This window comes from Neisseria flavescens (assembly GCF_005221285.1).
Taxonomy (GTDB): domain Bacteria; phylum Pseudomonadota; class Gammaproteobacteria; order Burkholderiales; family Neisseriaceae; genus Neisseria; species Neisseria flavescens.
The window spans coordinates 1,020,574-1,031,887 of the sequence record NZ_CP039886.1; the positions used below are offsets into that span (position 1 = coordinate 1,020,574).

At 50.1% G+C, this 11,314-nt stretch carries 11 protein-coding genes and 2 tRNA genes; 3 read left to right on the top strand and 10 right to left on the bottom strand.

Features of this window, described 5'->3' with window-relative positions; all coding sequences use genetic code 11:
- Positions 1 to 102 precede the first annotated feature (102 nt).
- The 5 genes from mutS to FAH67_RS05310 all read right to left on the bottom strand — a co-directional run bounded on the left by mutS (position 103) and on the right by FAH67_RS05310 (position 4,874).
- On the bottom strand, positions 103 to 2,721 hold the full coding sequence (gene mutS, locus FAH67_RS05290; RefSeq protein WP_039863605.1) for a DNA mismatch repair protein MutS: 2,619 nt from the start codon (positions 2,719 to 2,721) through the stop codon (positions 103 to 105).
- 88 nt (positions 2,722 to 2,809) lie between these two features.
- A complete protein-coding gene (gene panC / locus FAH67_RS05295; protein WP_004464173.1) occupies positions 2,810 to 3,646 on the bottom strand; it encodes a pantoate--beta-alanine ligase in 837 nt (278 codons plus the stop codon).
- Positions 3,647 to 3,765: 119 nt separating this feature from the next.
- Positions 3,766 to 4,557 carry a 3-methyl-2-oxobutanoate hydroxymethyltransferase gene (gene panB, locus FAH67_RS05300; protein WP_004464174.1) on the bottom strand — a complete coding sequence of 264 codons (792 nt, stop codon included), beginning with the start codon at positions 4,555 to 4,557 and terminating at the stop codon, positions 3,766 to 3,768.
- A gap of 129 nt (positions 4,558 to 4,686) precedes the next feature.
- Positions 4,687 to 4,762: transfer RNA gene (locus FAH67_RS05305), tRNA-Thr, on the bottom strand.
- Positions 4,763 to 4,798: 36 nt separating this feature from the next.
- A tRNA-Thr gene (locus tag FAH67_RS05310) sits at positions 4,799 to 4,874 on the bottom strand.
- 216 nt (positions 4,875 to 5,090) lie between these two features.
- On the opposite strand from FAH67_RS05310, the gene FAH67_RS05315 reads away from it, so the two are divergent.
- Both FAH67_RS05315 and FAH67_RS05320 read left to right on the top strand, forming a co-directional pair.
- A complete protein-coding gene (locus FAH67_RS05315) occupies positions 5,091 to 5,885 on the top strand; it encodes a polyamine aminopropyltransferase (RefSeq protein ID WP_039863608.1) in 795 nt (264 codons plus the stop codon).
- A 39-nt stretch (positions 5,886 to 5,924) separates the two neighbouring features.
- Complete coding sequence (locus FAH67_RS05320; protein WP_039863610.1) at positions 5,925 to 6,563, top strand: alpha/beta hydrolase; 639 nt, start codon at positions 5,925 to 5,927, stop codon at positions 6,561 to 6,563.
- A 128-nt stretch (positions 6,564 to 6,691) separates the two neighbouring features.
- On the opposite strand, the gene FAH67_RS05325 is transcribed toward FAH67_RS05320, so the two are convergent.
- The 3 genes from FAH67_RS05325 to folB form a co-directional block, all read right to left on the bottom strand.
- The gene (locus FAH67_RS05325) at positions 6,692 to 7,228 is read right to left on the bottom strand and encodes an NUDIX hydrolase (RefSeq protein ID WP_004464182.1); all 537 of its coding nucleotides are present in this window, start codon (positions 7,226 to 7,228) and stop codon (positions 6,692 to 6,694) included.
- Between the two features lie 86 nt (positions 7,229 to 7,314).
- A complete protein-coding gene (locus FAH67_RS05330) occupies positions 7,315 to 7,962 on the bottom strand; it encodes a nuclease-related domain-containing protein (protein WP_004464183.1) in 648 nt (215 codons plus the stop codon).
- A gap of 46 nt (positions 7,963 to 8,008) precedes the next feature.
- Positions 8,009 to 8,359, bottom strand: a complete 351-nt coding sequence (gene folB, locus FAH67_RS05335) for a dihydroneopterin aldolase (RefSeq protein WP_039863612.1) — start codon at positions 8,357 to 8,359, stop codon at positions 8,009 to 8,011.
- Between the two features lie 57 nt (positions 8,360 to 8,416).
- Here folB and plsY point away from each other — a divergent pair, with 57 nt between their 5' ends.
- Positions 8,417 to 9,028, top strand: coding sequence for a glycerol-3-phosphate 1-O-acyltransferase PlsY (gene plsY, locus FAH67_RS05340; RefSeq protein ID WP_004464185.1), 612 nt, complete (start codon positions 8,417 to 8,419; stop codon positions 9,026 to 9,028).
- Positions 9,029 to 9,115: 87 nt separating this feature from the next.
- On the opposite strand, the gene greB is transcribed toward plsY, so the two are convergent.
- A complete protein-coding gene (gene greB / locus FAH67_RS05345; protein ID WP_004464186.1) occupies positions 9,116 to 9,607 on the bottom strand; it encodes a transcription elongation factor GreB in 492 nt (163 codons plus the stop codon).
- Between the two features lie 74 nt (positions 9,608 to 9,681).
- Positions 9,682 to 11,229, bottom strand: coding sequence for an amidophosphoribosyltransferase (purF, locus tag FAH67_RS05350; RefSeq protein WP_004464187.1), 1,548 nt, complete (start codon positions 11,227 to 11,229; stop codon positions 9,682 to 9,684).
- Positions 11,230 to 11,314 lie beyond the last annotated feature (85 nt).

Consider the following 11,314-nt stretch of genomic DNA (forward strand, 5'->3'; position numbering starts at 1 on the left):
GAATAAGCCTGCTCTTGCAAACCCTATTCACGCTTTCTGTTCATCAAACGTCTCAATGATGTGTTTTCTTGATATTTTGCAAACGGCCAAAACCCACGCTCTTTAAATCATGGCACACATTTCTTTCAAGCGATACAAGGCATCCAAGGCTTCGCGCGGTGTGAGGTTGTCGGGCTGAATTTGCGCCAAAGCTTCAGCCAATTCATTGGTCTGCAAATTATCAACAGGTTCAACTTCTTGTTCTTTCTCTTCCTCATCTTCCCTATTTTCAGACGGCATGGTACTGAAAATATCCAGTTGGGACCGGTTTGCGGCGGCTTGGGATTCGAGTTCGTCCAGATATTTTTGGGCGGCTTTGAGGGCGCGGCCGGGCAGGCCGGCGAGTTTGGCGACGGCGATGCCGTAGCTTTTTCCGGCGGGACCCGGTTGGATTTGGTGCAAAAACACAATATCCCGCCCTTGTTCGAGCGCGGAAAGGTGCATATTGACGGCGGCGGCGCAGGTTTCGGGCAGGCGCGTCAATTCAAAATAATGAGTGGCGAAGAGGCTGAAGGATTTGTTTTTTTGCAGCAGATGTTCGGCAATAGCTTGCGCAAGGGCGAGGCCGTCAAAAGTCGAAGTGCCGCGCCCGACTTCGTCCATAAGGACGAGGGATTGCTCGGTGGCGTAGTGGAGGATGTAGGCGGTTTCGCTCATTTCGACCATGAAGGTGGAGCGGTTGGAAGCTAAGTCGTCGGATGCGCCGATGCGGGTGAAGATTTGGTCGATGGGGCCGATTTGGGCGGCATCGGCAGGCACGAAACAGCCGGTGTGCGCCAACAGGATGATGAGGGCGACTTGGCGCATATAAGTGGACTTGCCGCCCATATTCGGGCCTGTAAGCAGAATGAGACGGTGTTTGTGATTGAGGTCGGTGTGGTTGGCGGTAAAGTGGCGCACTTGCTGTTCGACGACGGGATGGCGGCCGTTTTCAATGTGGATAACCGGATAGTCGGCAAACTCGGGGCGGACGAAGCCGCGTTCGGCGGCAATGGCGGCAAACGTGGAAAGCACATCGAGTGCGGCGGCGGCTTTGGCGGCTTTTTGAAGCTGCGGCAAGGCCGTCTGAACTTCTTTCAGCAGGGCTTCAAACAGACGTTTTTCCAATGCCAATGCCTGCTCTTGCGCGGTCAGCACTTTGTCTTCGAAGGTTTTGAGTTCAGGAGTGATGAAGCGTTCGGCGTTTTTGAGGGTCTGGCGGCGTTGGTAGTCAGCAGGGGCTTGTTCGGCCTGGACTTTGGATAACTCGATGTAGAAGCCGTGGACGCGGTTGAACTCGACTTTGAGGGTGGAAAGGCCGGTGCGTTCGCGTTCACGCGCTTCAAGCTCAAGCAGGAATTCGTCGCCGTGGTTTTGGATGTGGCGCAACTCGTCGAGTTCTGCGCAATAGCCTTGATTGATGACGCCGCCGTCTTTGAGCCAGACGGCGGGTTCGGGCATCACGGCGGCTTTGAGGGTTTCGGCGACGGGCAGGGTTTCGGGGAAAACAGCTTTGAGGGTTTCTAAGAGACTACTGCCCTCGGCGGACAATTCGATTTCGGACAGGGCAAACAGGCTGTCGCGCAGGGCGGCGAGGTCGCGCGGACGTGCATTGCCCACGGCGATGCGGGCGGCGATGCGTTCGATGTCCGCGATGTTTTTCAGACGGCCTTGTAAGGTTTCGTATTGCGAACCCAGTGCGGCAACGGCTTCTTGGCGGGCACGGATGTGGGCGCGGCTGCGTAAGGGGTGATGCAGCCAGAGTGCCAAAAGGCGGCTGCCCATGTGGGTGGCGCAGCCATCAAGTATGGAAAACAGGGTCGGCGATTTTTTGCCGGAGAGGGTTTGCGTGATTTCAAGGTTGCGGCGTGTGGCGGCGTCCATGCCGATATATTGGCTGTCGGTTTCGAGCGACAGACCGTCCAAGTGTTGCGGCATCAGGTTTTGCGTCAGGCGGATGTAGTTCAGCAGCGCGCCTGCCGCGCCGACGGCGGCTTCGTGTTCCTTGCCGTCCAAACCGAAGCCGTGCAGGTCTTGGCAGCCGAAGTATTCGGTCAACAGTTTCGCGCCCGCGTCGGCGGCAAACTGCCATGAGTTCAGGCGCGTGATGTTGGCAGAGGTCGTACCACGGGCAGGCTGCGCACCCTGAAAACCGTCAGGCAGGCTTTTGCCTTCGGGCAGCAGGATTTCCGCCGCCTGCAAACGTGCCAGCTCGTCGGCGAGTTTGTCCGCCGTCGTCAGCTTGGTTTTGAATTCACCGCTTTGCAAAGAAGCCCATGCAATGGCAACATTTTTCTTGTCTGCGTTCACCGCCGCGATGCGGTTGGTTTCCTTGTCTTCCAAAAACGCCGCGTCGGTCAGCGTGCCGGGCGTAACGATGCGCACGACTTTGCGCTCCACCGGCCCTTTGCCCGCGCCGACTTCGCCCACCTGCTCGCACACCGCCACGCTTTTGCCCATCTTCACCAGCCGCGCCAAATACTGCTCCGCCGCGTGAAACGGTACACCCGCCATCTTAATCGGCACGCCGTCCATCTGCCCGCGCGTGGTCAGGGTGATGTCCAACAGCTTCGCCGCTTCCACCGCATCATCCAAAAACAACTCGTAAAAATCGCCCATACGGTAAAACACCAATTTGTCGGCGTGTTGCGATTTGATGGCGAGATACTGCTGCATCATCGGGGAAACGGTGGGTTTGGACATGGAAAAACCTTAGAAACACAAAAGCGTTATTGTAACAAAAGGCCGTCTGAAAAACAGGTTTCAGACGGCCTTTAACAGCAGCTTGGTTTTAAGCCAAAGCCACTTCCAAATTATCAATCAAGCGCGTGGTACCCAAACGGGCGGCGGCAAGCACCACCAATTCTTTATCGCCAACATGAGCCACTGCCAAACTGTGTGCATGGCGGATTTCAACGTAATCAACCACCCAGCAGGCATCGGTCAAACGGCGGACACATTCGGCTTCAAGCCGGGCGTAATCCAGATTGCCGTTTTTCAGGGCAGCGGCAATGTTTTGCAACTCTTGATAGAGGCGAGGCGCTTCTGCGCGTTCTGCTTCACTCAAATATTGGTTGCGGCTGGAAAGTGCCAGGCCGTCTGAAGCGCGGCCGGTATCGACAGGAACAATGTCGATATTGAAGTTCAAATCTTCGACAAAGCCTTTGATAATCGCCAGCTGCTGATAGTCTTTTTTACCGAAACAGGCGGTATCGGGTTGAACAATGTTGAACAACTTGGTCACAACGGTCGCCACGCCGCGGAAATGGCCCGGACGGAATTTGCCGCACAATTCATTTTGCAGGTGCGGAGGTTCGACATTGAAACGCTGTTCCACATTCGGATACAGCTCTTTTTCATCAGGCGCAAACACGACGGCAACGCCCTCGCCTGCCAATTTGTCGGCATCTTGCTGCAAAGTGCGCGGATATTTGTCGAAATCTTCGCCTTGTCCGAATTGCAGGCGGTTGACAAAAATACTGACCACAACGTTATCGGCACGTTTTTTCGCTTCGCGCACCAGCGCAAGATGGCCTTCGTGCAGATTGCCCATGGTCGGCACAAATGCCACTTTTCCGGCAGTTTTGCGCCACTCGCGCAATTCTTTAATCGTATGAATAATTTGCATGGTTTGAAAAATCCTTTATCTTTTCCGCCGTTTTATCAACGGAAATCACGCGGCGATTATACGCTTTTATTCATCAAAAAGGCCGTCTGAAATAAGTTTCAGACGGCCTGGTTTTTATTTTATCCGGCAAACGTATGTTCGACAGAAGGGAACGTTTTTTCTTTGACTTCGTCTACATAGGCTTTGACCGCAGCTTGAACGCTGTCTTTGCCCTGCATAAAGTTCTTCACGAATTTGGCGGTTTTACCGGGGAAAATGCCGAGCATATCGTGCATCACCAAAACTTGACCGTCACAATCCACGCCTGCGCCAATACCGATGGTTGGGCAAGAAACTGTCTCAGTCACTTTTTTCGCCAATTCCGCAGGAACGCATTCCATCAACACAATCGCCGCACCTGCCGCATCATGCGCTTTGGCGTCGTTGAGCAATGCCTCTGCCTTGTCGCCGCGGCCTTGAACCTTATAGCCGCCGAATGCAAACACGGATTGCGGAGTCAGGCCGATGTGGGCGCAGACAGGGATACCGCGCATTTGCAGAAATTCAGTGGTCTCCGCCATCCAGACACCGCCTTCGAGCTTGACCATATGTGCACCGGCTGCCATCAACTCTGCCGCCGCTGCAAATGCCTGCTCTTTGCTCTGTTGATATGCGCCAAACGGCAAATCGCTGACAATCATGGCATTTTTAGTACCGCGAGCCACGCATTCAGTGTGGTAGCACATATCCTGCAAGCTCACCGGCAAAGTGGACTGACGACCTTGCACCGCCATGCCCAAAGAGTCGCCAACCAACAACACATCTACGCCGGCATTGTCCATCAGCGCGGCAAAGCTGGATTCATAAGCGGTCAGCATGGCGATTTTTTCGCCCTCTGCTTTCATTTTTTGCAAAGTGTTTACGGTAATCATGGTGTTTTGTGTGTTCCGCCCGACGGGCAGCCCTTTGTTGTAATGGAAACGCGGTATTATAAGGTCTGCTTTTCAAATATCAAAGCATAAGCAAAAAGCCCGACTGCTTTCACAATCGGGCTTTTAATTTGGTGCCGGCACCAAGAGTCGAACTCGGGACCCCCTGATTACAAGTCAGGTGCTCTACCAACTGAGCTATACCGGCTTACTGAAATGCCTTGCGGCATCATCAGTCTTTAACTGGTGCCGGCACCAAGAGTCGAACTCGGGACCCCCTGATTACAAGTCAGGTGCTCTACCAACTGAGCTATACCGGCAAGGAAGTCGGCATTATGCCGATAAGTTCCCATCTTGGCAAGCATTTTAAAACAAAGTTACTCACGAAATTATAAAAACCAATGATTTTAAAGAAAATTAAATACATACCTTATCTTTCCATCCAACACACTCAAAGGCCGTCTGAAAACCGCCACAGCGCAAAACATCATTGTTTCTGTTAAAATAACGCCTTTTATATCTTTCCATCTGCACCCATGCCACCCCGCTATCCTTACCGCCGCCTGCGCCCAGCCAAATCCCATCTGCCCGAAGTCGGCATTTCCGAAGAAGGCAATATCCGTTCCCTGCACTTGGGCAGCGACACCATTCAAAGCTCCATGAATGTCGATCATCCGTCCGAGCTGGTGTTGTCGTACAGCCGCGCCATGATGGGTTGGCTGCTGTTTGCAGAAACCCCGCCCAAACACATCACCCAAATCGGCTTGGGTGGCGGCTCGTTTGCCCGTTGGATAGACAGCTATCTGCCCCACACCAAGCAAACCGCCGTGGACATCAATCCGCAAGTCATCGCCGTGGCGCGCAGCCTGTTTGAATTGCCGCACGAAGGCGAAAATTTTGAAATTATCGAGGCGGATGGTGCGGAATATATTAAAGTGTTCCGCCACAATACCGATGTAATTTTGGTAGATGGTTTTGACGGCGAACAGATTATCGATGCTTTGGTGGAAGAGCCCTTCTTCCAAGACTGCCGCAACGCCCTCTCTCCCGACGGCGTATTTGTCACCAACTGGTGGAGCGGCGACCAACGTTATCAACGCTTTGTCGAACGCCTGCTCAACGTCTTTGACGGCCGCGTACTCGAGCTGCCTGCCGAGAGCCACGGCAACGTAGCGGTCATGGCATTCCAAAGCAGCCCCAAAGAACAAAATCTCGACAACCTGAAAAAACGCGCCGAAAAATTAAGCGAAAAATACGGCTTGGACTTCAAACGGATGCTTGCCGATTTGAAAGCCAACAATCAAAATAACGGCAAGAATTTTTATCTGTAAACTGCTTTAGGCCGTCTGAAAACAAACAAGGACACACCCATGCTCAAACCCGACATCATTCAAATCCCCGGCCCGGCCGGTTTGCTGGAAACCATCTACCTGCCAAGCACACAAGAATCTGCCCGCGGCGTTGCCGTCATCAACCACCCCAATCCCCTGCAAGGCGGCACCAACACCAACAAAGTCATCCAAACCGCCGCCAAAGCCCTCAGCCAACTCGGCTTCCATTGCTACCTGCCCAATTTGCGCGGCGTAGGCAATAGCCAAGGCGAACACGACTACGGCCGCGGCGAAACGCAAGACTGCATTGCCGTTATCGACTACGCCCGTGCGCAACATCCTGACGCGCCGCAATTCGTCCTGGCCGGTTTCTCATTCGGCGGCTACGTTTCCACCTTTGCCGCACAAGCGCGTACGCCTGATTTGCTGTTGTTGATGGGTGCCGCCGTCCATCACTATACTGACCGCCCGGAGCCATCCAACGTTCCGGATGTCGCCAAAACATTGATGATTCATGGCGCGGAAGACGAAGTCGTCGAAATCAACAAAGCCCTGACATGGGCAGAACCACAAGGCCTGCCTGTTGTCACCATTGCCGGCTCGTCCCACTTCTTCCACGGCAAACTCATCGTTTTACGCGATACAATCACACGGTTTGCACCGGCTTTATTAGGTTAAAATCCGGCTACAAAATAAAACAAGGCCGTCTGAACGCTTTTTCAGACGGCCTTGTTTGCATAAAACCTTATTATCTAAATATCAGACTCAAGTATTTAAAAATCCATCAAGGATTTTCTGCTTACATATCAATTCTGAGTCAACCAATACTGCAAACCAATCAAAGTCTTACCATCTTTGATTTCATCGTTTGCCAATGCATTGCTCACCTCTTCCTTGCTCATCAGGACGGTTTCTGTAATTTCATCCTCATCATTGCTCAATTCGCTGCCCAAACGCACACCTTGCGCTTGGTAGAGATACATTTTTTCATCGCAAAAACCGACTGCAGTATAAAAGGAGTACAACAATTTGACACTGTCGGCGACATATGGCGTTTCTTCCGCCAACTCGCGCAAAGCGCATTCGGCAGGATCTTCGTCCGCCACATCCAATTTACCCGCCGGCAATTCCAACGTCGCCTGATCGGCGGCATAACGCCATTGGCGTACCAAAACAACTTTACCGTCTTCCGTTTCCGCCAATACACACGCAGCACCCGGATGACGGATCACAATCCGTTGACTTTCGTTGCCGTTGGGTAGGCGAACCCGATCGCGGCTGATGGTAACAAAAGAACCTTCGTAGATTGGCTCGCTGCTTAATTTAGTTTCTTTCAAATCCATTTTTTTACCTCATTTCCAAATTATTAAATATTAAAGGCCGTCTGAAATTTTACAGAAATAAACTCAGAGGATGCCTTTTCTAATAGTTACCGCTGATGTCGTTGTTGCAAACGCTCCGTATGTGTTCGCAGCTTCTCACTATTTGCTTGGTAGTCACTTGAAGACAATACAGCAACTATTGCCTCTACTTCATGAGGAAGCAATAAGGCCGTCTGAAAATTCTTAATATAAGCCACCGCCTGCCTAATACGGCAAACATTTGGTGGCATTTTCGATTTCAACTCACAATCACCCAAGAAAACTACCATTGAATGAAACTTCTCCTCAGGAAATTGCAATAGTTCTGACAATGCTTTGATATGAGCATAATTCTGACGCAACGGGTTTTGAAAATAATGTTTCTGTTTATAGATGATTTGCGTCCATTTAGATTGCTTTTCACTACCAAAAATCCAACCTGTGTAATTTTTAGTTTCTATCACAAATATCCCAAAAATTGAGACATAAATATGATCAATTTGTGTCGTACCATCTCGAGATGGAATAATTAAATCGTGAAACTCAGAATAAGTTTTCTCATCTAAATTTTTTCCAATTACAGAACGAACTGCTATTTCCCCCATACTTCCCTTTATTTTAGGATTTTTCAACAGCGCTTTTAATAAAAGCAAAGGAATAATGATCAAAAAAATCCAAAATATACCTGACATACTTCCCAATATTTGTTCAATCATGACGTTTTCTTTTTTATTTAAAACTAAAAATTTATATATTTATGGTTTATTCCCGAGTACGTTCAATCTCAATACCGACCTGCGCCACATCAGGCAAGATACCCGGTTTCACAATACGGACGCGCACTTTGGCCGCACCAAAATCATTTAAAATCAATTGGGCGATATGTTCCGCCAAAGTTTCCAGCAGTAAAAAATCCTGTTCGGCAAGGCTGCGGCGTACGACTTCGCATACTTCGCCATAATGGATGGTGTCGCCGATATTGTCGCTCGTACCGGTACGCTCGGGAACACTGATTTCCAAATCCAAAATCAAAGTCTGTTTACGCTCGCGTTCCCAATCATATACGCCGATTAAAGTATCGGCCTTCATGCCGTACAAAAAGATTTTATCCATTTGCCTGTCCATTTTTTTGATAGAATAACCGTTCCCATTTTAAGTAAAGCACCCAAAATGTTCAATGTACTCGCCATTATTGCCGCCTATCTTATCGGCTCCCTGTCTTTTGCCGTCATCGTATCAAAATATTACGGCATGGACGATCCGCGCACTTACGGCTCCGGCAACCCCGGTGCCACCAATGTCTTGCGCAGCGGTAAGAAAAAAGCAGCCGCACTGACTTTGCTCGGCGATGCAGTAAAAGGCTTGGTTGCCGTCATCTTGGCACGCTGTCTACAAGATGCTTTAAATTTGTCTGATGCAACGATAGCCCTGGTTGCCATCGCCGCATTGGTCGGCCATATGTGGCCAATATTTTTCAATTTTAAAGGCGGCAAAGGCGTAGCCACCGCATTGGGCGTCTTGCTCGCCCTCTCCCCTGCAACCGCCCTGCTCTGCGCCTTGGTTTGGCTGATCATGGCATTCGGTTTCAAAGTATCCTCCCTCGCCGCACTGGTCGCCACCGTCTGCGCACCTATCTTCGCCTTCTTCATGATGCCACACGCCTCTTGGGCATGGGCAACCGTATTCATTGCAGCATTGGTGTTGTACCGCCATAAAAGCAATATTCAAAACCTGATTCAAGGCAAAGAAAGCAAAATCGGAGATAAAGCCGGAAAATCTTAAAAACGTAGATACAATCAATAAAAGGCCGTCTGAAAGTATATTTTTCAGACGGCCTTTTGTAGTTTCACTTGCTTTATTCACTCATAATCAGTCAATCTTAATATATTCCACCGATAAAATCTCTATAACCTCGCGTCCTTCCGGTGTATCCAAGACAACTTCATCGCCTTCGCGTGCTTTAATCAGGCTGCGTGCCAAAGGGGAAATCCATGAGATTTTGTTTTTAGCAGTATCGATTTCATCTACGCCGACGATTTTGACGGTTTGTTCACGACCGTCTCCGCGTAATAAGCCAACAGTGGCGCTGAAAAAAACCTGGTCCGTGGCTTCACGCGCTTCAGGGTCGACGACGACGGCTGCTTCCAAGCGTTTGGTTAGGAAGCGGATACGGCGGTCGATTTCGCGCATACGGCGTTTGCCGTAAAGATAGTCGCCATTCTCGCTGCGGTCGCCATTGCTTGCCGCCCAGTTAACGATTTGGACGATTTCCGGGCGTTCTTTGTTGACCAGATGATAAAGTTCGTCTTTCAGTGCCTGCCAACCGGTGGGTGTAATGTAATTTTTGGTTTCGGTACTCATGATGTGTCTAGAACATAATTAAAGGCCGTCTGAACATTAATTTTCAGACGGCCTTTATTGTAAGTCAATTTGCTTTATTCTTCATCATCATCGCTATCGCTGATAGTGATGCTGTGTTCCATTTTGCTTGGATGAACTTTCAAGCCGCCACAACCTGATTTTTCGGTAGAGAGACGGTTTAGATACGCTTCGTCGATATCGCCGGTTTGATAGACACCATTAAAGCATGAAGAATCAAAGGATTCGATTTTTGGATTGAGTGCTTTGACTACTGCTTCCAAGTCTTCTAAGTTTTGGAAGACGATGCCGTCTGCGCCAATCTCGGCTGCGATTTCTGCTGCGCTGCGGCCGTTTGCAATCAGTTCTTCACGGGTCGGCATATCGATACCGTACACATTCGGATAGCGCACTTCGGGAGCCGCAGAAGCAATATAGACTTTGCGTGCGCCTGCCGCGCGTACCATTTCAACGATTTCACGGCTGGTTGTACCGCGCACGATGGAATCATCCACCAACAAAACGCTTTTGCCGTTAAACTCGGTTTCCATCGGGCTGAGTTTTTGGCGTACTGATTTTTTACGCGTTGCTTGTCCCGGCATAATAAATGTACGGCCGATATAGCGGTTTTTAATCAGACCTTCGCGATACGGTTTTTCGAGATGAACGGCAAGCTCCATCGCGCTTGGTCGGCTGGTATCAGGAATCGGCATCACAACATCGATATCGTCGACGGGCAACTCGCGTTTGATTTTTTCCGCCAAAGAAACGCCCATATCCATACGCGCCTGATAGATGGATACGCCGTCGATGACGGAGTCGGGACGCGCGAAATAGACGTATTCAAAGAGACAAGGGCTGAGTTTGACTTTATCGCTGCATTGACGCGCCACGATTGAACCGTCAAAGCTGACAAACACGGCCTCACCTGGCTGGATATCGCGTTCCAAATCATAGGCAAGCGCGTTGAAAGCAACTGATTCAGAGGCAACAGCATACGATTTTTTACCGGATTCATCGGTTTGCGAACCCAAGACCAACGGACGGATACCGTGAGGATCGCGGAAGGCAACCATGCCATATCCGGCAATCATGGCTACAACACCGTATGCGCCGCGCACTATGCGGTGTACTTCGGAAACGGCGTTGAAAATATTGTCGATGGTGAGTTGATAAGGGGCTGTATTTTTAGAGACTTCGCGGCGTAATTCATGCGCGAATACATTGAGTAGAACTTCAGAATCCGAACTGGTATTAACGTGGCGCAGGTGTTTGTTGCACACATTTTCATACAGCTCTTCGGTATTGGTCAGATTACCATTGTGTGCCAAAACAATGCCGAATGGGGAGCTGACATAAAACGGCTGGGCCTCTGCACTGCTGCCCGCATTGCCTGCAGTCGGATAGCGGACGTGTGCAATGCCGGCATTACCGACCAAGTCGCGCATATTGCGGGTACGGAATACTTCGCGCACCATGCCTTTGCCCTTGTGCATATGAAATATATTGCCTTCGGCAGTAACAATACCTGCTGCGTCCTGACCACGGTGTTGCAACATCTGCAAACCATCATATAATATCTGATTGACCGGCTCATGACTAACCAAACCTAATACACCACACATATCGTGCTTCTCCGAGTTTGAAGATTAAATGGGTAAGCTGTCATTATAAAATAATTTAGATGAGTTTGCTCAAATTGTTGACAAT

Coding starts and splice junctions, on each gene's coding strand:
- mutS (WP_039863605.1), bottom strand. CDS start 2,721: ATGTCCAAACCCACCGTTTCCCCGATGATGCAGCAGTATCTCGCCATC.
- purF (WP_004464187.1), bottom strand. CDS start 11,229: ATGTGTGGTGTATTAGGTTTGGTTAGTCATGAGCCGGTCAATCAGATA.
- plsY (WP_004464185.1), top strand. CDS start 8,417: ATGTTCAATGTACTCGCCATTATTGCCGCCTATCTTATCGGCTCCCTG.
- panB (WP_004464174.1), bottom strand. CDS start 4,557: ATGATTACCGTAAACACTTTGCAAAAAATGAAAGCAGAGGGCGAAAAA.
- folB (WP_039863612.1), bottom strand. CDS start 8,359: ATGGATAAAATCTTTTTGTACGGCATGAAGGCCGATACTTTAATCGGC.
- FAH67_RS05320 (WP_039863610.1), top strand. CDS start 5,925: ATGCTCAAACCCGACATCATTCAAATCCCCGGCCCGGCCGGTTTGCTG.
- FAH67_RS05330 (WP_004464183.1), bottom strand. CDS start 7,962: ATGATTGAACAAATATTGGGAAGTATGTCAGGTATATTTTGGATTTTT.
- FAH67_RS05325 (WP_004464182.1), bottom strand. CDS start 7,228: ATGGATTTGAAAGAAACTAAATTAAGCAGCGAGCCAATCTACGAAGGT.
- greB (WP_004464186.1), bottom strand. CDS start 9,607: ATGAGTACCGAAACCAAAAATTACATTACACCCACCGGTTGGCAGGCA.
- panC (WP_004464173.1), bottom strand. CDS start 3,646: ATGCAAATTATTCATACGATTAAAGAATTGCGCGAGTGGCGCAAAACT.
- FAH67_RS05315 (WP_039863608.1), top strand. CDS start 5,091: ATGCCACCCCGCTATCCTTACCGCCGCCTGCGCCCAGCCAAATCCCAT.